Annotated in this window: 28 protein-coding genes and 2 tRNA genes; 14 read left to right on the top strand and 16 right to left on the bottom strand. The window is 69.9% G+C overall.

Annotated features, from left to right (window positions below; genetic code table 11):
• Positions 1-2 precede the first annotated feature (2 nt).
• The gene (locus QH290_RS09520; RefSeq protein ID WP_280382585.1) at positions 3-413 is read right to left on the bottom strand and encodes a nuclear transport factor 2 family protein; all 411 of its coding nucleotides are present in this window, start codon (positions 411-413) and stop codon (positions 3-5) included.
• Positions 414-525: 112 nt separating this feature from the next.
• On the opposite strand from QH290_RS09520, the gene sigJ reads away from it, so the two are divergent.
• The 4 genes from sigJ to QH290_RS09500 are packed head-to-tail and all read left to right on the top strand — an operon-like array spanning position 526 to position 3,216.
• Entirely contained in the window at positions 526-1,377 is an 852-nt protein-coding gene (gene sigJ / locus QH290_RS09515) for an RNA polymerase sigma factor SigJ (RefSeq protein WP_425303576.1), read from the top strand.
• 42 nt (positions 1,378-1,419) lie between these two features.
• A complete protein-coding gene (locus tag QH290_RS09510; protein ID WP_280262812.1) occupies positions 1,420-1,839 on the top strand; it encodes a VOC family protein in 420 nt (139 codons plus the stop codon).
• Positions 1,840-1,849: 10 nt separating this feature from the next.
• The gene (locus QH290_RS09505; protein WP_280382583.1) at positions 1,850-2,416 is read left to right on the top strand and encodes a TetR-like C-terminal domain-containing protein; all 567 of its coding nucleotides are present in this window, start codon (positions 1,850-1,852) and stop codon (positions 2,414-2,416) included.
• Positions 2,413-3,216, top strand: a complete 804-nt coding sequence (locus tag QH290_RS09500; RefSeq protein WP_280382582.1) for a transglutaminase-like domain-containing protein — start codon at positions 2,413-2,415, stop codon at positions 3,214-3,216. Before QH290_RS09505 ends, QH290_RS09500 begins: the two co-directional genes overlap by 4 nt.
• A 1-nt stretch (position 3,217) precedes the next feature.
• On the opposite strand, the gene QH290_RS09495 is transcribed toward QH290_RS09500, so the two are convergent.
• Together QH290_RS09495 and QH290_RS09490 are read right to left on the bottom strand one after the other, a co-directional pair.
• A complete protein-coding gene (locus QH290_RS09495; protein ID WP_280262818.1) occupies positions 3,218-3,325 on the bottom strand; it encodes a DLW-39 family protein in 108 nt (35 codons plus the stop codon).
• A 148-nt stretch (positions 3,326-3,473) separates the two neighbouring features.
• Positions 3,474-4,478 carry an AraC family transcriptional regulator gene (locus QH290_RS09490; protein WP_280262820.1) on the bottom strand — a complete coding sequence of 335 codons (1,005 nt, stop codon included), beginning with the start codon at positions 4,476-4,478 and terminating at the stop codon, positions 3,474-3,476.
• A gap of 379 nt (positions 4,479-4,857) precedes the next feature.
• Here QH290_RS09490 and QH290_RS09485 point away from each other — a divergent pair, with 379 nt between their 5' ends.
• Entirely contained in the window at positions 4,858-6,138 is a 1,281-nt protein-coding gene (locus tag QH290_RS09485; protein ID WP_280262822.1) for a cytochrome P450 family protein, read from the top strand.
• 14 nt (positions 6,139-6,152) lie between these two features.
• Here the strand turns inward: QH290_RS09485 and QH290_RS09480 are convergent.
• The 7 genes from QH290_RS09480 to QH290_RS09450 form a co-directional block, all read right to left on the bottom strand.
• Positions 6,153-6,228: transfer RNA gene (locus QH290_RS09480), tRNA-Ala, on the bottom strand.
• 40 nt (positions 6,229-6,268) lie between these two features.
• A tRNA-Ile gene (locus tag QH290_RS09475) sits at positions 6,269-6,342 on the bottom strand.
• 41 nt (positions 6,343-6,383) lie between these two features.
• Positions 6,384-7,226 (bottom strand): putative RNA methyltransferase, encoded by an 843-nt coding sequence (locus QH290_RS09470; RefSeq protein ID WP_342213720.1) that lies wholly within the window; start codon positions 7,224-7,226, stop codon positions 6,384-6,386.
• A gap of 16 nt (positions 7,227-7,242) precedes the next feature.
• Positions 7,243-7,413, bottom strand: a complete 171-nt coding sequence (locus QH290_RS09465) for a DUF3117 domain-containing protein (protein WP_084519071.1) — start codon at positions 7,411-7,413, stop codon at positions 7,243-7,245.
• 180 nt (positions 7,414-7,593) lie between these two features.
• On the bottom strand, positions 7,594-8,151 hold the full coding sequence (locus QH290_RS09460) for a DNA-3-methyladenine glycosylase I (protein ID WP_280263211.1): 558 nt from the start codon (positions 8,149-8,151) through the stop codon (positions 7,594-7,596).
• A gap of 20 nt (positions 8,152-8,171) precedes the next feature.
• Positions 8,172-8,810: a DivIVA domain-containing protein gene (locus QH290_RS38050; RefSeq protein ID WP_425303575.1), complete on the bottom strand. Its 639-nt coding sequence runs from the start codon at positions 8,808-8,810 to the stop codon at positions 8,172-8,174.
• Positions 8,811-8,930: 120 nt separating this feature from the next.
• Complete coding sequence (locus QH290_RS09450; RefSeq protein ID WP_280263629.1) at positions 8,931-9,119, bottom strand: hypothetical protein; 189 nt, start codon at positions 9,117-9,119, stop codon at positions 8,931-8,933.
• Between the two features lie 217 nt (positions 9,120-9,336).
• Here QH290_RS09450 and QH290_RS09445 point away from each other — a divergent pair, with 217 nt between their 5' ends.
• Entirely contained in the window at positions 9,337-10,629 is a 1,293-nt protein-coding gene (locus QH290_RS09445; RefSeq protein WP_280263627.1) for an NsdA family TPR-like regulatory protein, read from the top strand.
• Entirely contained in the window at positions 10,626-11,555 is a 930-nt protein-coding gene (locus tag QH290_RS09440; RefSeq protein WP_280382580.1) for an aminoglycoside phosphotransferase family protein, read from the top strand. The genes QH290_RS09445 and QH290_RS09440 overlap by 4 nt, the downstream gene beginning before the upstream one ends.
• A 50-nt stretch (positions 11,556-11,605) precedes the next feature.
• On the opposite strand, the gene QH290_RS09435 is transcribed toward QH290_RS09440, so the two are convergent.
• The 5 genes from QH290_RS09435 to QH290_RS09415 form a co-directional block, all read right to left on the bottom strand.
• The gene (locus QH290_RS09435; protein ID WP_280382579.1) at positions 11,606-12,742 is read right to left on the bottom strand and encodes an Mrp/NBP35 family ATP-binding protein; all 1,137 of its coding nucleotides are present in this window, start codon (positions 12,740-12,742) and stop codon (positions 11,606-11,608) included.
• 307 nt (positions 12,743-13,049) lie between these two features.
• Positions 13,050-13,892: a lytic transglycosylase domain-containing protein gene (locus tag QH290_RS09430; RefSeq protein WP_280263621.1), complete on the bottom strand. Its 843-nt coding sequence runs from the start codon at positions 13,890-13,892 to the stop codon at positions 13,050-13,052.
• 125 nt (positions 13,893-14,017) lie between these two features.
• Positions 14,018-15,442 (bottom strand): lytic murein transglycosylase, encoded by a 1,425-nt coding sequence (locus QH290_RS09425; RefSeq protein ID WP_342213210.1) that lies wholly within the window; start codon positions 15,440-15,442, stop codon positions 14,018-14,020.
• Between the two features lie 129 nt (positions 15,443-15,571).
• A complete protein-coding gene (locus QH290_RS09420; RefSeq protein WP_280263617.1) occupies positions 15,572-16,156 on the bottom strand; it encodes a DUF1003 domain-containing protein in 585 nt (194 codons plus the stop codon).
• Complete coding sequence (locus QH290_RS09415; RefSeq protein ID WP_280382578.1) at positions 16,153-17,499, bottom strand: magnesium transporter MgtE N-terminal domain-containing protein; 1,347 nt, start codon at positions 17,497-17,499, stop codon at positions 16,153-16,155. The genes QH290_RS09420 and QH290_RS09415 overlap by 4 nt, the downstream gene beginning before the upstream one ends.
• A 52-nt stretch (positions 17,500-17,551) precedes the next feature.
• Between QH290_RS09415 and QH290_RS09410 the strand changes: the two genes are divergently transcribed.
• The 3 genes from QH290_RS09410 to QH290_RS09400 all read left to right on the top strand — a co-directional run bounded on the left by QH290_RS09410 (position 17,552) and on the right by QH290_RS09400 (position 19,790).
• Complete coding sequence (locus tag QH290_RS09410; protein WP_280382577.1) at positions 17,552-18,529, top strand: HpcH/HpaI aldolase/citrate lyase family protein; 978 nt, start codon at positions 17,552-17,554, stop codon at positions 18,527-18,529.
• 190 nt (positions 18,530-18,719) lie between these two features.
• A complete protein-coding gene (locus tag QH290_RS09405; RefSeq protein ID WP_280263611.1) occupies positions 18,720-19,211 on the top strand; it encodes a YflT domain-containing protein in 492 nt (163 codons plus the stop codon).
• Between the two features lie 3 nt (positions 19,212-19,214).
• Positions 19,215-19,790 (top strand): suppressor of fused domain protein, encoded by a 576-nt coding sequence (locus tag QH290_RS09400; RefSeq protein WP_280263609.1) that lies wholly within the window; start codon positions 19,215-19,217, stop codon positions 19,788-19,790.
• A 25-nt stretch (positions 19,791-19,815) separates the two neighbouring features.
• Here QH290_RS09400 and corA read toward each other — a convergent pair whose 3' ends face one another.
• On the bottom strand, positions 19,816-20,892 hold the full coding sequence (corA, locus tag QH290_RS09395; protein WP_280382576.1) for a magnesium/cobalt transporter CorA: 1,077 nt from the start codon (positions 20,890-20,892) through the stop codon (positions 19,816-19,818).
• A 140-nt stretch (positions 20,893-21,032) separates the two neighbouring features.
• Between corA and QH290_RS09390 the strand changes: the two genes are divergently transcribed.
• The 4 genes from QH290_RS09390 to QH290_RS09375 all read left to right on the top strand — a co-directional run bounded on the left by QH290_RS09390 (position 21,033) and on the right by QH290_RS09375 (position 25,580).
• Positions 21,033-21,887 carry a PHP domain-containing protein gene (locus QH290_RS09390; protein WP_280263640.1) on the top strand — a complete coding sequence of 285 codons (855 nt, stop codon included), beginning with the start codon at positions 21,033-21,035 and terminating at the stop codon, positions 21,885-21,887.
• Positions 21,888-21,901: 14 nt separating this feature from the next.
• Positions 21,902-22,168, top strand: a complete 267-nt coding sequence (locus tag QH290_RS09385) for a hypothetical protein (RefSeq protein ID WP_280382575.1) — start codon at positions 21,902-21,904, stop codon at positions 22,166-22,168.
• A gap of 51 nt (positions 22,169-22,219) precedes the next feature.
• Positions 22,220-23,818 carry an FAD-binding protein gene (locus tag QH290_RS09380; protein ID WP_280382574.1) on the top strand — a complete coding sequence of 533 codons (1,599 nt, stop codon included), beginning with the start codon at positions 22,220-22,222 and terminating at the stop codon, positions 23,816-23,818.
• A gap of 604 nt (positions 23,819-24,422) precedes the next feature.
• Positions 24,423-25,580 carry an NAD(P)-dependent malic enzyme gene (locus QH290_RS09375; RefSeq protein ID WP_280263639.1) on the top strand — a complete coding sequence of 386 codons (1,158 nt, stop codon included), beginning with the start codon at positions 24,423-24,425 and terminating at the stop codon, positions 25,578-25,580.
• Positions 25,581-25,687 lie beyond the last annotated feature (107 nt).

Genomic DNA, 25,687 nt, shown 5'->3' with positions numbered 1-25,687 from the left:
ACTCAGAACATTCCGTGAGGATGCGGCAGCGTCCCGGGCACCGGCTGGACGACATCCCAATGCTCGGCGACGAGCCCGTCCCGCAGGCGGAACAGATCCACGATCGCGGTCTCGCCGCTGGCGGCGGTCAACCGGATGTGCACGGCGACAAGGTCGTCGCCGGCAACGACGCGCACCACATCCTGGGTGGCCGCGGCCAGCGCCCGTCCGGCCGGAGTCGTGAAGAAGTCCCGGAACGCCCGCTTGCCCGTGGCGGTCGCCGGATCGTGCGGCACCCGCGGATTGTGGGTGACGAAGTCGTCGTGCAGCAGCGCGAACGCGCCCTCCGGATCACCGGCGCCGAACCGGCGGTAGAGCTCGAGCACCACCGCGCGATTCGCCTCGGAGCGGGTGGGTCGGTTGTCGACGGTCATGGGAATCGGTCCTTCCTGCAGCGGGTTTCGCCTGTGCAGGAAGGACGGATCCCGGGGGTGTCCGCGTCACGCGTGACGCACGACCGGCCCGCCACGTCGTACAGGTATGGGTGTGCATTTCGAAGAGCATCGCGCGGAGCTGTTCGCGGCGGCCTACCGCATGCTCGGCAGCCGCACCGAGGCCGAGGATGTGCTGCAGGAGGCGTGGCTGCGCTGGCGGGGCGTCGACCACGACGCCGTGGCGCAACCGCGCGCCTACCTGTTCCGGCTGGTCTCCCGGCTCGCCATCGATCAGCTGCGCAGGGCCCGGGCGCGGCGCGAGACCTACATCGGGCCGTGGCTGCCCGAGCCGCTGCTCACCGGCCCCGACACCAATACCGAACTGGCCGAATCGGTCTCGATGGCGCTGCTGGTGGTGCTGGAATCGCTGGACCCCGCGGAACGGGTCGTCTTCGTGCTGCACGAGATCTTCGGATTCGAGCACGCCGAGATCGCCGAACTGCTCGGCCGCACCGAGCGCGCCACCCGGCAGCTCGGCTACCGTGCCCGGCGCCATGTCGACGCCCGGCGCCCGCGGCATCGACCGGCACCGCGCGAGCACCGCGAGCTCACCGAGCGCTTCCTCGCGGCCGCGGCCGGTGGTGATCTGACCGCCCTCACCCGGCTGCTCGCCCCGGACGTCGTCTTCTACGCCGACGCCGACGGCAAGTCCGAGACCCCCCGGGTTCCGGTGTCGGGCCTGACCGCGGTCGCGGGCTACCTGTGCGCGGTCACCTGGGCGTGGCCGCGTGACCTCGCCTGGCGTCCGGCCGAGGTCAATTCCGGACCGGGCGCGGTGCTGACCGCAGCGGGCACCACGTACGGCGTACTCGCGCTGGATACGAACGGCCACAACCGAATCCGCGTCGTCCGGCTGGTGCTGAACCCCGACAAGCTCATCGGAATACCGCCGTTGTCCGCATGATCACACCGACACTATATCGGTACATTATGTACCGTTATAGGCATGACAACGACACAATGGCCCGCCGGACTCGATGTGGCACAGGTGCGCATCGCCCGGCCGACAGACAAGCTGGCCGAGGTCGAGGAGTTCTACACCCGGATCATCGGGCTGCGGGTCCTCTACCGATTCAACGATCACGCGGGCTACGACGGGGTGATGCTCGGCCTGCCGGGCACCGAGTACCACCTGGAATTCACCACGCACGCCGACGGCAGCCCGGGCCCCGCCCCGACCGCGGAGAATCTGCTCGTCCTCTACTTCCACGGCGATGCCCGGATGTACGAGGTGGTGGAGCGGCTGGCGGACGCCGGACACGAGCCGGTCGCGGCCGAGAATCCGTACTGGGCCGGGGTCGGCGCGCTGACCTTCGAGGATCCGGACGGCTGGCGCGTCGTGCTGGTCCCCAAGCCGGTTTTCTAGAGTTGCGCGTGTGGTACGCACCAGAGACGCCAGGATCGACGATGCGGTCCTGACCGCGGCGGTCGAACTGCTGAGCACGGCCGGATATCAGCGGCTCACCATGGGTGCGGTGGCCGCCGCGGCCGGCGTCCACCGTCCCGCGGTGTATCGGCGCTGGCCGTCGAAACGGCACCTGGTCGTCGATGCCATGGCCCGGCAGCTCGGTGTCACGCCGACGCCCGATACCGGAGATCTGCGCGCGGACCTGGTCACGGGAATGACGACGCTGGTGCGCTCGCTGGCGGGCACCGCCCTCGGCCGCGCCCTGCCCGCGCTGATCGGCGATCTCGCCGCCGATCCCGAACTGGCCGCCGATTTCCGTCGCCGCATCTTCGACGCACGGCGCGAAACCACCGCCGCCACACTGCGTTCCGCGATCGACCGCGGCGAGATACGGCCCGATATCGACATGGAATTCGTCCTCGATGCGCTGGCCGCGCCGCTCTACTACCGCGTGCTGTTCGGCCACGGGCCCCTCACCGATCGGCTGGCCGAGCAGTCCGTCGACAGCGTCCTGGCCGCGATAATGGAGAAATGAAACGCGACGTTTCCGCCCGTCTCGACGTCGAGGTCCATGCCCCGACGGTGCTGGAGTTCCAGATCGCCGTCGCCCGGCTGCCGGGAATCGACCTGACGGAGTCGGTGGATTTCGTCCTCGACGGCCGCAGCATCCCGGCCCGGGAGGTGTACGGCCCGCACGGCACCAGAATTCACGTATTCGATTCGCCCGCAGGCAATCTGCGCGCCAACTACAGCGCGACGGTGCTGGGTTGCGCTGCGCCGCAACCGGCCTCGGACTACGACTTGGCCGTCTATCTGCGACCGAGCCGGTTCGCCGAATCCGATAAGCTCCTCGGCTTCGCGGCCACCGAATTCGGTTGCGGCGTCGACGATCCGGACCTGCCCGCCCGGATCTCGAGCTGGGTCGGCCGCCGGGTGAGCTACGTCGCGGGCAGCAGCGACCCCAGCGACGGGGCGGTGGAAACGCTGTTGTCGGGCAACGGTGTCTGCCGGGACTACGCGCACCTGGTGGTGGCGCTGCTGCGGGCGGTCGGCGTACCGGCCCGAATCGCCTCGGTCTACGCGCCCGGATGCATTCCGATGGACTTCCACTGCGTCGCGGAGGCATACGTGCGCGGGACGTGGCAGGCGTTCGACCCGTCCCTGCTAGCCCCGCGATCGAGCCTGGTCCGCATCGCCACCGGCCGCGACGCCTCCGATATCGCCTTCCTCGACAACCACGGCGGCGCCATCACCGTCAACGACCTGTCGGTGAGTGCCTTCGTCGACGGGCCCCTGCCGGTCGACGACATCACCCGGCCGGTGTCGATCTCCTGACTCAGCGGGTGGTCACCTCGTGCCACAGATCCGCATCGTTGCGCTGACGGAGCTTGCTGACGGCAACGACAACTGCGGCAACGACACCGACCGTGAGGAGAAGTTTCATACCCCCACCCTACTGCGCCACCCAGGAGTGGGTAGGACGAGGTGCAGGCCGTGGTTCGGCCGTTCCCCTCCGAAGGGCCGACGCCACCGCCTGACCTCGAGCCGCGCACCTCGTCACGAAAATGCTAGGGAGAGAGGGAGATTCGGATCTACCGGATTCGCACAGACTCGTGTACGGATTTGCACGGTGCCGACGATCGGGCCCGGCTCTTGACTTCGCCCGGATGCTCGCCGAACTCCCGCACGAACGCCTCGTTGAAGGTGCTGAGCGAATTGAACCCGGACTCGCTGGCGATCTCGCCGACGGTCCTGGTGTTGGTCGGATCCTCGAGCCGCGCCCGGGCCCGCCGCAGCCGGGTCTCGCGCAACAGCGCCGCCGGGGTCGTCCGCCTGACGGTGACCATCGCGAATTCGAGCTGGCGGCGGGTCTTTCCGAGACGATCCGCCAGGGTCTTCACACTGAGCCGCGGATCATCGGAATACATGTCGATGTGCAGACAGGCATCGGCCACCACCCGCGCCATCCGATCCGCACCCGGCGCCCGTAGTTCGTCCACGGCGGAGGCCAGCAGGTCCACCAGGGCCGCGTACAGCGCGACGAACTGCCGCGCCGACAGGGCCTCGTGCTCGCGGGTCAGATTCGTGGCCAGGTCACGCACCGAACCCAGCACCGCGTTGCGCGAATCCAGAAGCAGCGGTGGACGATTCCTGATCGGCGCGGGCAGGGCGTTCGACGGGATGGTCAGGATGCGGGCGCGAGCGCCGGCGTCGTGCGCCAGCGTCATTTCCCGGCCCCAGTGCACCAGCCCCATCCGGCCCGGGGTCAGCACGGCCCGGTCACCGGCCTGGGCCAGCCGGATCCGGCCCTCCTGCGGGATGACGAGCCTGGCACTGCGATCGTGATCCTTGTCCGCCGCGTCGGCGCGGCGGTAGTACTCGATGGCGCCGGACTCGAACTCGATCGCCTGGTAGTCACCGAGCCGGTAGTCGCTGAGGCGGTGGACGTTGGTCATCCCGTGGAAATCGCCGGTGTCGCGGAACCTGAAATCGATGCCGCCGCCGTGGTTTCCGCGGACGTGATCGACCCACAGCTCCGGACGCTCGCGCACGGGGACGTCGTCGGTGGTGGAGAAACCGAGCCGGTGGTAGCGCACCCCCGATTCCCCCGAATCGCTGCTCCCCGCCGCGCCCCCCCGGCACATCGACCACCTACCTCGCCGTCCGTGCAGATTCGCCTACGAGTATGTGGCATGTCATCGGTGCTGCGTAGGGCGATGGCCTGCGGGCGAACGGGAAGCGTTGCGGACGGGGGCGTTGCGGAGCGGGCGGTTTGTTTGTTTTTGGAAGGATGTCAAGGGCTCTGCCTGCTATTTCGGGCCGCCACGTCGGTTAGCCTGCGGGATGCTGTGCGGGTGACTAAACTGTGGCGCTGTTGCCCGAAAGAAACTCTCCGGCAACAAGTTTGCTCAGTTCGGCGTGACCTGCAAGAGGCCGATGGCTACATCGTGTCTTGTCTACGTCTGGAGATCAGTTGTGACCACACCCCCTCGGGCGCCAGGGGCGACACAGTCGGCACCCGGCAGCTGCCCTGTCGCGCAGGGCTCACCGATCCGTCCCGACGTCCCCCATTTCCTGCTGCACAGCGACCAGTTCGCGGCCGACCCGCACGCCGCGTACAGCGAGATGCGTGGCCATCACCGCTCGCTGGTCCCCGTCGAACTGGCTCCGGACGTGCCGGCCACGCTGGTGATCGGCTACCGCATGGCGGTGCAGATCCTGCACGATCACGAGCACTTCTCCTCCGATCCGCGCACCTGGCAGCAGGGCGTGGCCGAGGACTGCCCGGTGCTGCCGATGCTCGCATGGCGGCCCAATGCCCTGTTCAACACCGGCTCGGCCCACGAGCGCTACCGCGAGCCGTCGGTCGCGGCCATCGAGAGCGTGGATCTGTACGCGATGCACGGTGTCGTCGAGCGGATCGCCGTCCCGCTGATCAACACCTTCTGCGGATTCGGCGAGGCCGACCTCCTCGAGCACTACATCCGCCCGCTGGTGCGCCACACGCTCGACCACATGCTCGGCTGCACCCCCGAGATCGGCGAGCGCGTCTCGCGCGGGGCCGCCATGATGTTCGACGCGCAGGGCAATGCGGAGGTGGGCAACAAGGTGCTGCTCGACGCGCTGCGCGAGCACGTCGCGTTCCGGCGCATCGAGACCGGCAGCGACATCACCAGCGAATTACTCTCGCACCCAGTGGGTTTGGACGACGAGGAGATCGTGCACCAGCTGGCCACCATGTACGCCACGGGGCAGGAACCCGGCGTGAACCTCATCGCCAACACGCTGCGGTACATGCTCACCGACGACAAATTCGCCGACGATCTGCTCAGCGGCAGCCTCGCCACGCGGGACGCGCTGGACACCGTCCTGTCCACCGATCCGCCGCTGGCCAACTACTGCGTCACGTATCCGCGGCAGTCGATGCTGATGAACGACGAGGTCTGGCTGCCCGCCCACCAACCGGTGATGATCAGCATGGCCGCGGCGGGCAACGACCCCGCCGTCAGCACCGACGACCGCACCGGCAACCGATCCCACCTGGCGTGGGGTGCCGGGCCGCACATGTGCCCCGCGAAGTCGGTGGCCTACCTGGTGGCGCAGGACGCCATCGACCAACTGCTCGATGCCCTGCCGGAGATCCAGCTCGCGGTGCCCGCGGAGGAATTGGTATGGCGCCCAGGCCCGTTCCACCGCTCGCTGGCCGAACTGCCGGTGATTTTCCCCAAGTCCCCGCCGCTGACCGTAATCGGCTGACCGGCCCGGCGTAATGGTGGAGCCTAGGGGAATCGAACCCCTAACCCCTGCCTTGCAAAGGCAGTGCTCTGCCAATTGAGCTAAGGCCCCTCGATGTCGCCGGTGCGACGCATGAATCCCGGTTCGGGAGTGGGTCTAGGAGGACTTGAACCTCCGACCTCTTCGTTATCAGCGAAGCGCTCTAACCGCCTGAGCTATAGACCCGAGTTGTGTTCGACTCAGGATGCCCGAGCCGAGAGCAAAGATTACCGGACGGCGGCGGTAACGACAAAACGGCTGGTAGAGCGGGGGGGGGGGGGGGGGGGGGGCGGGGGGGGCGCCGCGGCGGAGGGGCCCATGGCGGCTACGTGGGTGATGTCGGGGTGGGTGAGGGGCATCGGGTATTCGATGAGGTGGCTGTCCAGGCGGTCGAATCGGGCGGACAGGGCATCGGCGAGGCGGGCGTCCTTGGCCGTGTCCACGCGCACCATATCCAGCGGGGCGATCAGTTCGGACAGGTGCCGGGCGGTGGGGGTGACGACGACGAACAGGCCGCCGGGCGCGAGCACGCGCGCCACCTCGTCGGGATTGCGGGGAGCGAATACCGACAGCACATGGGTCAGCGCGGCGTCGCGGATCGGCAGCCCGCGCCAGGCGTCGGCCAGCACCGAGGCGGCGCGGACGTGGGCGCGGGCACCGCGCCGGGCCGCGGGTTTGGATACGTCCAGGGCGATCCCGTGCGCCGCCGGCGCCGCCTCGAGCGCCGCGGCGAGGTAGTAGCCCGTGCCCGCGCCGATCTCCAGTATTGTGCGCGGCGGGCGCGCGGTGACCGCCGCGGCCACGGCATCGGCGATCGGAGCGAAATGGCGGGCGCGCTGGAAGGCGGCACGGGCGTCCAACATGTCCGCGGTGTCGCCGGTCATCTTGGTCGACGCACCCGTCAGGAGGCTGACGTAGCCCTGCCGGGCCATATCGAAGCTGTGCCCGCGGGCACAGGCGAGCGAGCGGTCACGCACGATCATGGCGTCGCCGCATTCGGGGCAAGCCAGAGACCGCGCGACCGCGGCGAGCGGTGACGCGGTGTCCGCTCGCGCCGGGTTCACCGGCATGAGACGGATCGAGTGACTAGCTGCTGGTGACTTCGGTGAGCTCTTTGCCGAGGGCCGCGGCCTCGTCCGGCGTGAGCTCGACGACCAGACGCCCGCCACCCTCGAGTGGAACCCGCATGACGATTCCACGCCCTTCCTTGGTTGCCTCGAGGGGACCGTCCCCGGTGCGGGGCTTCATGGCCGCCATCCTCTGCTCCCTCCAGATCCGCGCGGTCTGCTGCGCACTTTCTTGGAACTCGTGTTGTCACCAACAGGTAGCCCGCGCGCACGGCCGGGCCGGGCCCGCGGGGCTACACCACGCCTATTCTTCCTCATCACGGAACTGGGCGGGTACCTGAGTTCGAAAACCGACCGGCGTGGCGCGGCCTCACCCGCGCACATCGACCCAGCAATCGGCCAGATGATCGTTCACCATACCGGTCGCCTGCATCAGGGCATACGCCGTCGTGGGGCCCACGAATCGGAACCCGCGCCGCTTGAGTTCCTTTGCGAGAGCAACCGATTCGGGTGTGGTGGCGGGAACGTCGCCGAGGGTCTCGGGGCGCGGGCGTGGCGTCGGGGCGAACGACCAGAGCAGCTCGTCCAGCCCCGTACCGAGCTCGCGAGCAACCTTGGCGTTGGCGATGCAGGACTCGATCTTGGCGCGATTGCGCACTATGCCCGGATCGGCCAGCAGCCGCTCCACGTCGGCGTCGGTGAACCGGGCCACCCGGTCGATGACGAACCCGTCGAAGGCCGCCCGGAAGGCCGGGCGCTTGCGCAGGATGGTGATCCACGACAGCCCCGACTGGAACGCCTCGAGGCACATACGTTCGAACAGCGCGTCGTCGCCGTGCAGGGGACGACCCCACTCCTGATCGTGGTAGTCGCGGTACAGCTGGGACGACTCCGCCCACCCGCACCGGATCTTGCCGTCGGCGGTCACGGCCTCGGCCTGCGGAGCGCTCACTTGTCGTCCTGCAGGCCGGGGGACTGCTCGCCGTCCGTATCCGCCGTCGATGCCCCGCCGTGCCCGCTCGTGGACATATTGAGGGTGTGGGACGGCTGGGACCCCGGGTCGGGGGAGGCGGGCTCCTGGCCGCCCGGCGGGGTGCCCGGTGCGACGGCCGGGATGGTCGCCGGGCGGTTGGTCGGCTGGGTCGTCTCGGGGCCCGGCCACTGCTCGGCTACCGCGCCGGGCCACACCTGTCCGGGTGTCTGCTGCTGCGCGGCCGTGGAGTGGCCGGTCGGCCATTCGCGGGTGCGGGTCCACGGACCGGTCGGTGCGGGAAATGCGCCCGTGCTGCCGTTGCCGGACTGCTCGCCGCGGGCCTGGACCAGCTGGGTCTCGAGTTCGTCGATGCGGGCGGCGAGCCGGGTCAGGGCCCAGTCGACCTCACCGGTCTTGTAGCCGCGGAAGACCTGCTGGAAGCGCAGCGACCGCACATCGCCGCCGCGGATACCGGTGGCCGGTAGCACGGTGGCCGTGGTGCCCTCCGGTAGCGGGCCCAATTCCTCGCCCCGGCCGAATACCGCGCTCGCGACCAGGAACAGCAGCGCGGCCACCAGGCCGACGATCAGCACGTACAACAGCAGCGTGAGCATACCGACGAGGATATGCGGCGGCTCCGACAGCTTCGACGCCCCCGAGGGCGCGCCCGCCCCGCGGATACCGGTCCGCTTCCCCGCATCCGGACCAGTATCCGCGAATCGTCAACCGCCCGTTCACTTTTCCCCGGTGCGGCGGAAACAGTAGGCGGCGGCCGCGAGGTACTGCCGACAGCGACCGCCGTGACCGGCGTGCACGGCGAGGATGAACCGGGCGCGGTCGTAGGTGAGATCGGCCGGTTCGTGTGCGCAGTCGCGGCTGTCCATCAGCCACCTGTCGCGGGCATCCGAGGGCGGTGCGTACATGGTGGTACCTCCAACTGGGTGCGGTGCACCCGGTGCCGCGAAACCGGGGGTCTCAGGATCGCCGCCCTCGGTTTGCGTCATCTCATGCGAAGGATTTTCGCCACGGCACCGGATGCACCTTCAACTTTCGCCGTATTCGCTCCGTTGCGGAATCGCGCAGCGTTGGCGTTGGTGTTGGCTTACTGTTGGCACACGGGCGCGAAACGTGGGAGTAACAATGGTGTTGGGTCGGCCCTGGACCGGATTCGAGGCCGTCGCACTGCAGGAGGCGACGCGAAAATCCGTGCGGGAGTTCGCGGCCCACCTCGGGGTCGAGATGACGACCGTGGCCAACTGGCGGGCGGGCCTCAGCGCGGTGACGCCGCGACCGCTCACTCAGGAACTGCTGGACACGCTGTTGGTACAGGTCGATTCCGAAACGCGGGAGCGATTCGAGACCATCCTCACCGAGGGGGAGCAGGCGCTGGGATCCCGTCGGCTACCGGGGCGCCGCGGCGCGGTGTCGGTGTCGGCGCCGCCCGGTGCGGGCCACGATGTCGCCCTGATGTCCCGGCTCGACGAGGCCCGCGTGGTCATCGACCGCACCCTCGCCAGCGGCACCATCGGACCCGCCATGGTGGAGCTGATGGAGGAACGCACCGCCGGTCGCGTGCTCGCCTACACGCGTACGCCGCCGACCGATGTGCTGTCCACCGTGTTGCCGGATCTGCTGGAGGTGCAGTCGATTTCGACGCAGCGCCAGCCCGCCGCCATTCAGTCCCGGCTGTCCGAGGTCACCGCCGTGCTGGGACTGCTGCTCGCCGACGCGCTGATGAAGCTCGGCCAGATCGAGCGCGCCAACTACTGGTACGGCACCGCCCGCCTGGCCGCCGACGACACCGCCGACCGCCGCCTGCGGGCGCGGGTACGGGCCCAGCACGCGATGCTGCCCTACTACTACGGCAGTCCCGAACAGGCCGTCGTGCTGGCCCGTGCCGCCCAGGCGCAGCTGCCGGAGACCGCCGACGACGCGACCGCGCTGGCGGCCGCCGCGGAGGCGCGGGCCCTGGCCCGGCTCGGCGACGCCGACGGTGCCGATCTGGCGCTGAAGCGGGCCCAGCGGCATATCGAGGAGATCGGCGACGCGGTGACCGACGAGGCGTTCCGATTCAGCGAAAAGCGTTTGCTGCTCTACCAATCCGGCACGCTGACCAATCTGGGCCGCACGGCCGCGGCGCGGCGGGCGCAGGAACGCGGGCTGCAGCTGTATCGGGGCAATCCGGCCGTGGTGGTCGATCCCGCGCTCATCGAACTCGACGCCGCGATCTGCCACGCCCTCGACGGCGCGGTCGACGAGGCCTGCGGCCTGGCCTCGCAGGTGCTGACCAGGCTGCCACCGGAGCACCGCACCACGATCGTGATGACCCGCGCGGCCGCGGTGGTCGAGGCGATCCCCGAACACAGCCGGGGCCGCCGGGTGGTCGACGAACTGCGCCGGGCGGTGGCTGCCGGAGTCGGGGAGCCGCGGTGACCACCACGTTCGAGGCGCGGGTCGGGCGGGCGGCCACCGCCGACTTCACGCCGCAGCGGACCCGCTGGATTCTGGAAACCGCCTGCCGCCGTGGCGGATTCGACCCGTCCGAGGCCGAACTGCTGCGCCATCACACCAACGCCGTGTACCGCCTGGCGAGCGAGCCGATCGTGGTGAAGATCGATCGGCCGTGCGGGGCTGTGGCGCCGATCGATGTCGTCGCCCTGGTGCGCTGGCTGCGCACTCGGCGCGTGCCCGCGGTGCCGCTGGCCGGGGCCGTGCAGCCGGTCGAGATCGACGGGTGCGCGGTCACGTTCTGGCGCTACCTGCCCCAGCAGCGCGAGATCGTCGCCGCGGATCTGGCCGCGCCGCTGGCCCGGCTGCACACGCTGCGCAGCCGCCCGGCGCAGTGGCTGCCGACGCGGCATCTGCGCGACACCTTCGCTCGTATCGCCCGGGCCATCGACGCCAACACGATCCTGCCGCCCAGCGATCGGCGGCTGCTGCGCGCCGAGCGGAACCGCCTGGCGGCGGGCTGGGACGAGATCACCTACGTGCTGCCGCCGGGACTGATCCACGGCGACGCCCACCACCGGAACACCCTGTGGGACAACGTGACCGAGCGCAGCGTGCTGTGCGACTGGGAGAGCGTGACGATCGGTCAGCCCGAGTGGGATCTGGTGACCCTCGAGGTGCACTGCCGTCGCTTCGCCCACCATCCCGCCGAGTACGACACGTTCTGCCGCGACTACGGTTTCGACATCCGCACCTGGCCCGGCTTCGGCTGGCTCCGCGACCTGCGCGAGCTCCGCATGATCACCACCAACGCCTACAAGTCCACCCCCGGATCGCCCAGCGCCCGAGAGGTCCTACGCCGCATAGAGGGCCTCCGCCAGGGCACCCCCCTGGTCTGGAACATCCTCTAGCGCTTGCGTTCCCGCACTTGTTGCATGAGTGGGTGCGGGAAAGGGCTTCGCTACAGGTGGCGGGTGGTGTCGATGCCGAGGGACATGCCTGCGAGGCCGCGGCGGCGGACGGCGAGTTTGTCGGCGATGCTTTGCAGGGCCTGTGCGGCGGGGTCTTCGGGGGCACGGAGCACGATCGGGGTGCCCTCGTCGCCGGATTCGCGCAGTTCCTGGGTGATCGGGATCTGGCCCAGCAGGGGGACCTCGGCGCCGACGGCCTGGGTGAGGCGGTCGGCGCCGGCCTGGCCGCCGCCGGAACCGTAGAGGTCCATGCGGGTGCCGTCGGGCAGGTCCAGCCAGGACATGTTCTCCACCACGCCCGCGATGCGCTGGCGGGTCTGCAACGCGATGGCACCGGCCCGCTCGGCCACCTCGGCGGCGGCGGGCTGTGGCGTGGTGACCACCAGGATCTCGGCGTTGGGGATCAGCTGGGCGATCGAGATCGCGACGTCGCCGGTGCCGGGCGGGAGGTCCAGCAGCAGGACGTCGAGGTCGCCCCAGAACACGTCGGCGAGGAACTGCTGCAGGGCCCGGTGCAGCATCGGCCCGCGCCACACCACGGGCGTGTTGCCCTGGGTGAACATGGCGATCGAGATGACCTTCACGTCGTGTGCGACGGGCGGCATGATCATCCGCTCCACCTGGGTGGGGCGCTGGTCGGTGCCGAGCATGCGCGGGACCGAGTGGCCGTAGATGTCGGCATCGAGGACGCCCACCGACAGTCCGCGCGCGGCCATCGACGCCGCGAGATTGACCGTCACACTGGACTTTCCGACGCCGCCCTTACCCGACGCCACCGCGTACACCCGGGTCATCGAGCCGGGCTGGGCGAACGGGATCACCGGCTCGGCCGAATCGCCGCGCAGCTTCTTGCGCAGTTCGGTGCGCTGCTCGTCGCTCATCACGTCGAGTTCGACGCTGACCGCCCCGGCGCCCGGCACGTCGGCGACGGCCCGGGACACCATATCGGTCAGCGTGGTCCGCAGCGGGCACGCCGCCGTCGTCAGGTAGATCTCGACGTGGACACTGCTGTCGGCGCCGATCGCGACGCTCTTCACCATGCCCAGTTCGGTGATCGGCTTGCGGATCTCCGGGTCGTTCACCTTGGCGAGCGCGCCCCGCACATCCGATTCCGTAACCACTGGCATACGCCCGAGTCTAGTTGCCCACCCCCGGCCAAAAGCACGCCGGGGATGAGGAAGGCCACGCCAGGATGAGGTGAGGGCGCGCCGCGATGCGGAAGGGCAGGCCGGGGACAAGGAAGGGCACGCCGGGATGAGGAAGGCCACGCACGCGGGGTAGAGGTGTCCCTTCAGCATCTCGGGCGGGCGCTTGCCCTCCGTGTTTCCGGCGGGTGCCTACCTTATTCCCGGCGGGCGTTGCCCAGCCTTATTTCCCGGCACGTTCCCGGCGGGCGTTGCCCAGCCTTATTCCCCGGCACGCTTTTGGCCGGGATCAGATGCGGGGGAGTTGGGCTGACTGGGGGGCTATGCCGGTGCGGTAGGCGGCCTCCCAGGCCATGACGTTGGCGACGTAGGCCATGGAGTTGTTGTAGCGCATGATGGCGCGGGACTGTTGGGAGAGGTCGTTCATGTCCAGGTCGCCGGAGCAGAGGTACTTGCCGGCGGTGAGGGCGGCGTCGAACAGGTTCTGCGGGTCGGAGATGCCGTCGGCGTCGCCGTCGGCCGCGTACTTGCGCCAGGTTTCAGGGAGGAACTGCATCGGACCGACGGCGCGGGTGTAGGACTGCATGCCGCCGTCGAGTTCGCCGTCGGTGGCGCGCACGACCTGGTTGCCGCCCAGGCTGCCGTCGAGCACCGGGCCGTAGATCGGGTCGAGCGGGTAGCCCTTGGCGTCGGCCTTGCCGTAGGCGTGGTGCGACTCCACCTGCCCGATGCCCGCGAGCACCGACCACGGCATGTGGCAGTTCGGATTCTCCTGTGCCAGTACGCGTTCGGCGTTCTGGTAGGCGGCCTGCGCGATACCGGGCAGGCCCAGCGGCCCGGCGGGGAGATCGGCCGGGGCCCGGCCGTCCGGCTGCGCAACGGTTTTCACGACCGGCGGCCCGGTGTGCTTGGCCGCCTTGAGAAGTCCGTCGTCCGGCGCGGCCGGCTCGGGTCTGGCGGCCTGGTCGTCGGAATCCGCTTGCAGCGCAGACAATGTCGCGTGCTCGGCGGTGTTCACTTCCGCGGCCGACGCCGCGCTCACGGCGACGACTCCCGCGGGTACGAGCCCAGTCAATGCGATAACAGATCCGCGTCCAACATTCCTAGCAGGTTGTTTGCGGTGACGTCCCACGGTGCGGTGACCCTCCATTGCTCGCTGTGAGCTTTTCGTGACACAACGAGATCAGGTTACCGCATCCGAGACCTTTTCGTTACTGCTTCGTGACCATGTTTCCGGTTTGGCTACGCCCGGACTCCCTAGGCCGCCGGCGGCAGCGGGATGACGATGCCGAAGGGCAAGGTCATGGCCGGTGCCGGGGGCGGCAGCGGGGCGACCGATTCGGCCGGTTCGGTGGGCTCCACCGGGCCGGGTTCCGGTGTCTTCGCCGGGGTTTCGGCCTGTTGCTGCTCCGGTGCCGCGGCCTCCGGCGCGGGTGCCGGGGGCTGTTGCGCGTTCGGCTGTCCGGGCACCGGCTGGCCCTGCGGCTGCGCGCAGGTCGCCGGGCGCGGCTGGGCGTTCGGGTCCAGCGGCGCATTCGGATCGGCGTGCTGCGCGTCGGCGGGCCGGACCGGGTCGCCGGGCGCCCACCGCTGCTGCTCGACCGGCTCGCCCGGCTTCGGCATCGGCGCCGGAACCACCACCTGATCGCACGGCTGCGGCGGAGGCGGCGGGCAGAAGATGCCGCACGGGATCGGCGGCAGGCCCGGGATATTGATCATGACCTGGGTCTGCTGCATCGGCGGCTGCACGGTGGTCGTCGCGGTCTCGGGCGGCGGCGCCTCGCCGCTCGGGGCCGGGACCGTGGAATTGACCGCCATCATGTCCGCCCCGGAGGGCGGCGTCTGCATGGTGCCGGGCGGGATCAGGTCGGGGGAGATGTCGACCCGGGTGGGCGCGCCCCCGGTCTTGTAGGCGTTGGACCAGCTCAGCACGTTCGCCGCGTAGGACAGCGAGTTGTTGTAGCGCAGCACCGAGCGCAGCTCCTGCTGCGGGTCGCGCAGGTCCAGCCCGCCCGAGCACAGATACTTGGCGGCGCCGAGCGAGGCGTCGAAGACGTTGTTCGGATCGGACACGCCGTCGCCGTTGCCGTCGGAGGCGTAGTGCGCCCAGGTGCCCGGTAGGAACTGCATCGGCCCCACCGCGCGCACATAGCCGCCGTCGGCGGCCTTGATGATCTCGTTGCCGGGCAGCGTGCCGTCCAGCGCGGGACCGAAGATGGTGTTGGTGGTGGTCCCGGCGGCATCGGTCTGCCCGTGCCGGGCATGGCCGGATTCGATGCGGCCGATACCGGCGAGCAGATGCCAGCTCAGCCCGCAGTTGGGCGCCGAGGACTGCATCGCCAGCTCGGCATTGCGGTAGGCGGCCAGCACGACCTCCGGGATGCCCAGGGCGCCGCCGCCGGGCAGCGCGATATCGCGCAGCGGAACCGTACCGGCGAACGGCGGCAGGCCGTCGGCGGGCGTGGTCATCGCGCGGAGTTTGCGCGGCGGTTCCGGGGCCGCGGGAACCAGGCCCGCCGATTGGTCGGCGGGGGTACTTCCGGGATCCGTCGGCGCGGTCGCGGCCGCCAGCTGGGCGTCGGCCGCCTTGGGTGCGCTGGTGCGGACGGGCGTGTGCTGCGCCGATCCCGAGGCCATCAACCCCGCAACCACCAACGCCGACACGGTTATCGGACCAGACATTCGCATCGGCACACCAATCCCCTCGTAGCCATTCGGTGACTGAGCCCCTACCCACTGTCTGGGTCAGTCACTTCCCGCAACGTGATCCAGGTTACCCGGCGGTCAGCTTGTTGTTATCGATATTTGCGGTCAGTTGCCATCGATTTGTGGCGAAATAGGTACCCGACCCCTCTTTCGATCGGTAGTCTTCCTCGATTTGGGAGATGGAACAGAATCTTCGTCGTCCATCGAGGCACTGAGCTCGAGGCGCGTCAGCGCGTCCTTGATGTCCTCCAGCTCTCGACGAAGATAGTCGCGCGTGGTGACCTCGCCGACCGCGATCCGCAACGCCGCCAGCTCGCGGGCCAGGAATTCGGTGTCGGCCTTGGTCTGCGCGGCGCGGGCGCGATCCTCCTCCAGTGAGACCCGGTCCCGGTTGTCCTGGCGGTTCTGGGCCAGCAGGATCAGCGGCGCGGCGTACGCGGCCTGGGTCGAGAAGGCCAGATTGAGCAGGATGAACGGGTACGGGTCCCAGCGCAGCCGGATCGCGAAGACGTTGAGCAGGATCCAGACGACCACGATGACCGTCTGCAGCGCCAGATAGCGGCCCGTGCCCAGGAACCGGGCGACCCGTTCGCTGCTGCGCGCCAGCGCCTCGGCGTCGAAATCGAATCGGAACCGATTCTCGACCGGCGTTTCGAGCCGTCCGCGCGGTTTGTCGTTGCGTTCGGTCATGGTGTGTCCTCTCCGGTGGTGAGGCCCTGCCCTCCGGCCGCCGCGTGCGCACCGGAGGAAATCGCGTGCGACTCCTCGTCCCGCTCGCGCCAGTCCTCGGGCAGCAGATGGTCGAGGACGTCGTCCACGGTCACCGCGCCCAAGAGGTGATTCTCCGCATCGACCACCGGCCCGCAGACCAGGTTGTAGGTGGCGAAATAGCGGGTGACCACGCCCAGCGGCGCCTCGGTCTGCAGGCGCGCCAGATCCTTGTCGACCAGCCCGCCGACCAGGGTTGCCGGGGGTTCGCGCAGCAGCTGTTGAATATGGACGCAGCCGAGGTATCGGCCGGTCGGGGTGGACGTGGGCGGGCGGACCACGAACACCATCGACGCCAGCGCCGGTGTCAGGTCCGGATCGCGGACCCGGGCCAGGGCCTCGGCGACCGTGGCGGCCGGGGTGAGCACCACCGGCGCCGGGGTCATCATGCCGCCGGCGGTGTACGGGGAGTATTCGAGCAGGCGGCGCACCGGCTCGGACTCCTCCGGATCCATCAGCGACAGCAGCGCTTCCGCCTCGCCGGTGGGCAGCTCGCCGAGCAGGTCGGCGGCGTCGTCGGGATCCATCGCCTCGAGCACGTCGGCGGCGCGCTCGGTGCCCAGCTGCTGCACCACCTCGATCTGGTCGGCCTCCGGCAGCTCCTGCAGCACGTCGGCGAGGCGTTCGTCGTCGAGGGCCCGGGCCAGTTCGATGCGGCGCTTGGCCGGGAGCTCGCGCAGCAGGTGCGCGACGTCGGCCGGGCGCAGGCCCTCGTACTGTTCGAGCAGCGCGGCGACGCTCTGGCCGGGCATGTTCAGTTCCTGCTGGGTCAGCCCGCGCAGATCGGACCAGTTCACCACGTGCGTGGCGCCGCGGCGGCGCAGCGCGCGGCCCAGACCCCGGCGCTCGCGCACCGCCACCTTCGACACCACCCAGTCGCGGGTGCGGGTCTGCTCGATGCCCAGGTCGATCACGAGTACATCGACGCCCTCCAGATCGGGCAGCTCCGGCTTCTCGACCCGCACGGTGGAGTCGAGAAGCTGTGCCAGGGCCAGCATTTCGCCGTGCCGCTGCTGGAAGCGGCGCAGGCTCACGGTGCCGGTGCTGAGGTTCACCGAACCCGGTTCGATCGCGGTCACCCGGAGCATCGGCACGAAAATCCGCCTGCGCGTGGGCAGTTCCACGAGGAGTCCGAGCACCCGGGGTTGCTGGCGGTCGTAGCGGATGGAGATCACCACGTCCCGGACGCGGCCGATAGACTCCCCGTCCGGACCGAGCACCACCAGGCCCGCCAGCCGGGCGGCAAAGACCTTCGTCGCTGCCATGTTGCAAGGCTATGTGGTGCAGCGCCCGAATCACGAACATCAGGAGCCGTGCATGTCAACTCGCCGTACCGGGCTCACCCCCTCCCGTCGCTCGGTGCTCGCCGTCCCCGGCAGCAACCCCAAGATGATCGAGAAGGCCAAGGGCCTGCCCGCCGACGAGATCTTCCTCGACCTCGAGGACGCGGTGGCCCCGGCCGCCAAGGCGACGGCCCGCGCGAACATCGTCGCGGCGCTCAACGAACCCGGCTGGGGCAGGCAGATTCGCGTGGTGCGGGTCAACGACTGGACCACCCGGTGGACCTACGCCGATGTGATCTCGGTGGTCGACGGCGCGGGTGCGGAACTGGATGCGCTGCTGCTGCCCAAGGTCGCCGACGCGGGTCAGGTGCGGGCGCTGGATCTGCTGCTGACCCAGCTGGAGAAGTCGGGTGGGCTCGAGGTGGGCCGCATCGCCATCGAACCGCAGATCGAGAATGCCCAGGGGTTGCGCAATATCGACGAGATCGCCACGGCCAGCCCGCGGGTGCAGACGCTGGTGTTCGGCCCGGCCGACTTCATGGCCAGCATCAACATGCGCACGCTGGTGGTCGGGGAGCAGCCGGAGGGGTACGACACCGGCGACGCCTACCACCACATCCTGATGACGATCCTGCTCGCCGCGCGCGCCCACGGGCTGCAGGCCATCGACGGCCCCTACCTGCAGGTGCGCGATCTCGACGGCTTCCGCCGGGCCGCGAACCGCACGGCCGCACTGGGTTTCGACGGCAAGTGGGTGCTGCATCCCTCGCAGATCGAGCCCGCCAACGAGATCTTCTCGCCCCGGCAGGCCGACTACGACCGGGCCGAGGAGATCCTCGACGCCTACGCCTTCCACACCTCGGTCGAGGGTGGTGCGCGCGGGGCGGCCATGCTCGGCGACGAGATGATCGACGAGGCGAGCGCGAAGATGGCGCAGGTGATCGCCGACAAGGGCCGCGCGGCGGGGCTGCAGCGCACCACGCGCTTCGTGCCGCCCGCGCGGGAGGACTGAGCCCGTACCGGAACCCCCGCGGAGCGCCTCTCCGGCCGGTCTGCTCGGCCACGGAGGGCATTTCGCGTGCCCGGAAGGGCGCGAGCGGCTCTGATTCGGACGAGGCGGTAGGTGTGAGCCTGGACTGACACGCGGCGAGTTCGGGGCGTGTGGGTACACGGTCGGCTCCGGAACTAGCATGATGGGGGATATGACCAATCCGTTGGGGAGCTCGAATCGCAACCGGCCGGGTCTGCCGACACCCCCGTCCGGCTGGCCGGTCGGGTCGTATCCGACCTACGCCGAGGCGCAGAAGGCGGTCGACTACCTGGCCGACAATCACTTCGCGGTGGAGAACGTGACGATCGTCGGCGTCGACCTGATGCAGGTCGAGCGGGTGCTGTACCGGCTGACCTGGGGCAAGGTCATCGGCGGGGGCATGGTGTCGGGTGCCTGGCTGGGGTTGTTCCTGGGTCTGCTGCTGAGCCTGTTCACCACCGGCGGCGCCCTCGGGCCGCTCGCGGTCGGCCTGGTGGGCGGTGTCATCTTCGGCGTCATCTCGACCTCGATCCCCTACGCCGCCACCCGCGGTCAGCGCGACTTCGCTTCCACCATGCAGCTGGTGGCCGGGCGCTACGACGTGCTGTGCGAGCCGAAGGCGGCCGAGCAGGCCCGCGACATGCTGGCGCGGCTGGCGCTGTAGCCGATGGATGTTCTCGGCAAGGTCCGAGCCGCGGCGCTCGGGCATTTCGATGTGCCCACCGCCGATTCGGCATCTGTGACGTTCCTGGGGCTGGAGCCGATCGAGATCCTGCGCATCCCCGACGGCGAGTTCGTGCACTACGTGACGGTGGGCGGGGCCCGGCACCCGATGACCGATCCCGCGTCCGAGCTGGCCGATCCGCTGCGGGGCCCGCGCGCGGAACTGGTGCTGACCCTGCGCGGCGGCGTGGGTGGCCATGCCGGGCTGACCCGCGGCCTCGGCGTGCTCATCGCCTCGCCCGCGGTGGAAGGCGTTGTGCTGCAAGAGGATGCGCTGCTGGATCTGGGAGAACCGTTGTGGCACAACGCACCTTTCACCGCGGCGCTGCTGAGCCCGGCCGAACTCCCTCCGGTCGATCTGCCCGAACCCGCTGAGCCCGTACGTTTTCTGTCCGTCGCGCCGATCACGGCGACCGAGGCGGCGTGGGTGCGAGTGCGCGGTGCGGCGGCGCTGCGGGAGGCGTGGGCCGAGGCGGGGATCGATGTGCGGGACCCCGAACGCGGGGCAGCGAGCCTGTAGCGCAACGCTTTTCGCGTCGCGGTTCCTACAGCCAGTGGTTGCGGCGCAACGCGTAGAGCAGGCCGCCGCAGACGGTGAGAATGATGATCCAGACCATCAGGTAGCCGTACTTCCAGTGCAGCTCCGGCATGAAATCGAAGTTCATGCCGTAGATTCCGGCGGTCATCGTCGGCACGGCCGCGATCGCCACCCACGACGAGATCCTGCGCATATCGGTGTTCTGCTGCACGGTCACCTTCGCCAGCGCCGCGTTGATCAGCGAACTCAGCGCGTCGTCGAAGTCGCTGATGCGCTCGGCGACCGCGGTGTGGTGGTCGGCGACGTCGCGCAGGTAGCGCCGCACCTCCTTGGGCACCGGCACATCCGTGCCGCGCGAGAGCACCTGCAGCGGGAGCGCCAGCGGATTGACCGCCCGCCGCAGCTCGACGACCTCGCGCTTGAGCTGGTAGATCGACTCCACGGAGAGGCGGCTGCGGGGCGTGAACACCTCCTCCTCCATCTCCTCTACGTCGGACTCGACCTCCTGGGTGACCGAGATGTAGGAGTCGACGACGTGGTCGGCGATCGAATGCAGCACCGCACCCGGTCCGAGGGCGAGCTGCTGCGGGTCGGCCTCCAGCTCGCGCCGGACCCCTGTCAGTCCGGTGTGTTCGCCGTGCCGCACCGTGACGACGAAATCGCGGCCGACGAAGACCATGATCTCGCCGGTCTCGACGATCTCGCTGACCGCGTGCAGGTCGTGCTCGACGTATTTCACGGTGCGCAACACCAGGAACAGATCGTCGTCGTAACGCTCCAGCTTCGGCCGCTGGTGGGCGTGCACGGCATCCTCGGCGGCCAGGTGGTGCAGCCCGAATATCCCTGCTATCTCGGCCATCTGGTGCTCGTCGGGCGCGTGCAGCCCGACCCACACGAATCCGGCCTTGCGCTCGCGGACCTCGGCGAGGCCGTCGGCGGGGGTGATGCGGCCGGGCAGCCGGTGCCCGTCCACGTAGACCGCGCAGTCGACGATGGCCCGCGCGGTCGGCACGGGTATCCGTGGCACCGGGCCGTCTGTCTTCCCACGTCCACGGAACGACGGCATGGGTGGAATCTGCGGCATTGGGTGGATGGTAGTCGGCCCCGATCGCAGCGACCGCCGACCGAGCGGCCGGACCATGTCGCGTGCCGCGGGCGGCCCGATCGCGGCGGCACCGCACCGTGATCGCCGGGGCCGAAACGAACTTCGGCAAGATGGACAGGGTGCGCATCGACCTGCATACCCACTCCACCGCCTCCGACGGCACCGATACCCCCGCGGAACTGGTTCGCCACGCCGCCGCGGCCGGTCTCGACGTCGTGGCGATCACCGACCACGACACCACCTCCGGCTGGGCCCAGGCCGCCGAGGCACTGCCGCGCGGGACGACCCTGGTGCGGGGCATGGAGATGTCGTGCGTGGGCCTGGGGGAGGACGGCTGGCCGGTGCCGGTGCATCTGCTGGCCTACCTGTTCGATCCCGGCGACGCCGCGTTCGCTCGGGAGCGGGAGCGGCTGCGGGCCGAGCGGGTCGCGCGGGTGCGCTCGATGGCGGAAAAGATGGCGGCCGACGGCCTTCCGGTCGATCCGGAGCAGGTGCTGGCCTCGGCGGGACCGTCCGCGGGGCGGCCGCACCTGGCGCGGGCCCTGGTGGCGGCCGGGGTGGTGCCGACGGTGGACGCGGCGTTCGTGGACCTGCTGGCGCCGCGCGGCCGCTATTACGTGGAGAAGGCCGACACCCCGCTGCGCCGTGCGGTGGAGATGGTCGCCGCCGCGGGCGGCGTCACCGTGGTCGCGCACGCGCGGGCCCGCAAGCGCGGCCGGATGCTCGCCGTCGACGACATCCGGGAGCTGGCGACCCTGGGCCTGGGCGGGCTGGAGGTCGACCATCCCGACCACAGCGCGGCCGACCGTGCGGTGCTGCGCGACCTGGCCGCCGAACTGGGCCTGATCACCACCGGCTCGTCGGACTACCACGGCACCAACAAGACCATCCGGCTGGGCGAATTCACCACCGCCCCGGACCAATTCGAGGAGCTGGTGGGCAAGGCGTCGGGGGTGCCGGTGATCGCGTCGTGAGCGCGGAGTAGGGCATGAGACTGCTTCGCGCACTGAGCGGGATCGTTGCCGGTGGTCTGGTGGTGTTGACCGCCGTGTTGATCGGGGCCGAGTTCGTGGGTCAGCGGCGCGGGTTCCCGGGACCCGGCACGGCGACGCTGGCGTGGCATATCGCGCTGTCGGCGGTGGCCGTGGCGGCGCAGATTTTCGCCGACCGGCGTCGAGGTTTTGCGGCCTTTTCCGGGTCGGTAGTCGTTTTTGTGGCGGCGGGTTATCTGTTGGTTACGCAATGGTGGAATTGAGCCTCGCGTAACGGTTGCGGTCGGATGAATTGTGGCCGAATATTTTTCTTTGTGAGCGACACAGCGGCCGATGTACTGGTGCTGGGTGGCGGTCCCGCCGGGGCCTGGGCCGCCCTCGCCGCCGCACACGCCGGTGCGCGTGTGGTGCTGGTCGACAAGGGTCGCTGCGGCAGTAGTGGCCCGACCGCGAAAGGGTCTGTCGCCCTGTGGAATATCCCGCCCGGACGGGCGCGCGAGGAGGCGGTGGAGCGAAGCTTCCGCCACGGCGGCGAGCTGGGCGATCCGGAGTGGATGCACCGGGTGCTGGAGGAGACGCACCGCCGGGTGGAGCAGTTGGTCCGCTGGGGTTATCAATTTCCGGGAGAACGGGCGGGCCGCCCCGCCCGGGTGCGCCTGGACGGCGCGCGATATCTGGGCCGGATGCGCCGCAGCCTGATCGTGGCGGGGGTGCGCATTCTCGACCATCATCCGGCGCTGCAATTACTCGTCGATTCCGACGGCGTCGTATCCGGTGCCGCGGGGGTGCGGGCGCGTAACGGATTCGACTCCTGGACCGTGCGGGCCGGGGCGGTGGTGCTCGCGACCGGCGGCTGCGCGTTCCTGTCCGGGGGCGCGGGCAGCGACGTCGACACCGGCGACGGCCTGCTGATGGCCGCCGAGGTCGGCGGGGAACTGTCCGGCATGGAGTTCTCCAACGCCTACGCCCTGACGCCGGTGGGCGACCGGCGCTGTGCCGCGGTGGCCGACGAGGTGCCGGGGCCGAATATGGCGCCGGCGCCCGACCTCGCGCTGCATTTCGCCACCCTCTACGACGAATCCGGGACCGCGCTGGGCGGCGCCGGATTCGGATCCCGGGCCGAGGCCTTCGCCGCCCTCGCCGACGGCCGCCGGGTCTACGCGGCGCTGGACGAGATCCCCGGCCCGCTGCGCAAGCAGCTGGCGCGCACCCCGCTGTTCGCCGCGCCGGGTTCCGCGCGGGTGCCGCTGCGCGCGGTCCTGGAGGGCACGGTGCGCGGCACCGGCGGCGTCCGGTTGGCCGGATTCGACTGTGCCACTACGGTTCCCGGGCTGTTCGGCGCAGGCGACGTGACCACGCGCGAGCCCGTCACCGGCGCGGTCGGAGGGTTCGGCGGCCAGGGCGGGGCGTGGGCGATCTCGTCGGGGGTGTGGGCGGGTGCGGGCGCGGCCGGATTCGCGGGGCGTCGTCCGCGGGTGGGCAAGGCTCGTCCCGCACCCGGTGCGGGGCTCAACGCCACGGCCGGGATCGATCCGCGCGCGGTGGTCGGCCTGGTGCAGGAGCACACGCTGCCGCTGCGCCGCAGTTACTGGCGCAGCGCGGGCAGCCTGCGCGACAGCATCGCCGAACTCGACGGCATGTGGCCGGTGACCGAGGCCGACCTCGGCGGCACGGGGCCGGACCGGCTGCGCGCCCGGCAGGCGGCGGCACTGCTGGCCGTGGCGCGCTGGACCAAATACAGCGCGCTGGCCCGCGCCGAGACCCGCGGCATGCACCGCCGCACCGACCACCCCGGCCCGGCCAGCGACTGGCGGGTCCGCCTGCGCGCGGGCGGCGTGGAATCGGTCTGGGTCCGTCCGGAGCAGTGCGACCCGGGGGAGACGCCCCAGCACGCGGACCTCACGCCCGCCTAACCGCCCTCCTTTTCCGGCATGCTATTGGCCGGAACCGGATCGGCGACCGGAACTCCTCACATGCGGAACGCCACGGCCGGTGCGACAGTTCGCATTCACCACCTGCCGAGCTGCGAGTTTCCGCTTACGCAGGGGTAATTCGGGGCCGCTACCCTCGGGAGATGACAGCACGTACCGCGAGGCGATTTGGCAAGGCCCCGCCTCAGCTGGCAGAATGTTGCGGATTCCCGGCCGACGCCACCGCCCGGTCGGGGACGGTTGGTGACCTACGCTTCGTGACGCACGGCTCCGGATCGCGGATCACCCCACAGCATTGCCCGGGCCCACCCGTCCGGTTCTCGCTCGACAGCTCTGTGCAGCGATACGCAAACCGTATGCCGTAATGCCCCGTATCACTCGTCGCGATATAACCGGCGCGGGGTGTTTCGCGCCATGCTCGCGCGTGGTCCGCACACCCTGTCCGTAACCCGAAAAACCCCTAATCCTGATACCCGGCGGTAACCGCAGGCCGGGCTAGCCACCACCGAGCAGGAGTGAGATCGTGTCACCCGTGACTGACGCACCGAACGCCGCCACGGCGAGCCGTGAGAATGATGCGGCCAGCCTGTCCGCTATTACGCACGAAGAGATTTTCGCGGGACACCTCGGAGGCAAGCTCTCGGTGGAACTTGCGGCCCCGCTCGAGACCCAGCGTGATCTGTCCATCGCCTACACCCCGGGTGTCGCGCAGGTCAGCCGGGCCATCGCCAAGGACGAGGCGCTGGCCAAGCGCTACACCTGGACCGACCGGCTGGTCGTGGTGGTCAGCGACGGCACCGCCGTGCTGGGCCTGGGCGATATCGGCCCGCGCGCCTCGCTGCCGGTGATGGAGGGCAAGGCCGCGCTGTTCAAGAAGTTCGCGGGGCTGGACTCGATTCCGATCGTGCTCGACACCAAGGATGTCGACGAGATCGTGGAGACGCTGGTCCGGCTGCGCCCGAGCTTCGGCGCGGTGAACCTGGAGGACATCTCGGCGCCGCGCTGCTTCGAGATCGAGAAGCGGGTCATCGAGGCGCTGGACTGCCCCGTGATGCACGACGATCAGCACGGCACCGCCATCGTGGTGCTGGCGGCGCTCAACGGTGCCGCCAAGGTGCTCGGACGCGATATCTCGGGCATGAAGGTCGTGGTGTCGGGCGCCGGTGCCGCCGGTGTCGCCTGCACCAATATCCTGCTGGCCGCGGGTGTTTCGGACATCGTGGTGCTCGACTCGCGCGGCATCGTGGGCCGCGAGCGCGCCGACCTCAACGACATCAAGGCCGAGCTGGCCCAGCGCACCAACCCGCGCGGCCTCAGCGGTGGCGCCGCCGAGGCGATGGCCGGTGCCGATGTGTTCCTGGGCCTGTCGGCCGGGACCATCGCCGAGGACCTGATCGCGTCGATGGCGCCGGAGTCGATCGTGTTCGCGATGTCGAATCCGGATCCGGAGATCCACCCCGAGGTGGCGCACAAGTACGCCGCGGTCGTGGCCACCGGTCGCAGCGACTTCCCGAACCAGATCAACAATGTGCTCGCGTTCCCCGGCGTGTTCAAGGGTGCGCTGGATGCGGGGGCGCGCCGCATCACCGAGGGCATGAAGGTGGCCGCCGCCAACGCGATCTTCAGCGTGCTGGGCGACGAGCTGTCCCGGGACAAGATCATCCCGAGCCCCCTGGACCCGCGGGTCGCCCCCGCCGTGGCCGAGGCCGTGGCCTCCACCGCGCGTGCGGAAGGCGTTGCGTAACAGGCTGTTTGGATGACGAAGGCGCCGCGTTCAATGGTGAGCGAGGCGCCTTTCGCATGTCCGGACGGCATTGCCTGAAGTGTCGTCGGCCGCTAGTCGCCGACGGT

Source organism: Nocardia wallacei, from assembly GCF_029869545.1.
GTDB classification, from domain to species: domain Bacteria; phylum Actinomycetota; class Actinomycetes; order Mycobacteriales; family Mycobacteriaceae; genus Nocardia; species Nocardia wallacei_A.
The sequence above is the reverse complement of the archived record's forward strand: the minus strand, read 5'-3'. Positions and strand labels throughout refer to the sequence as shown.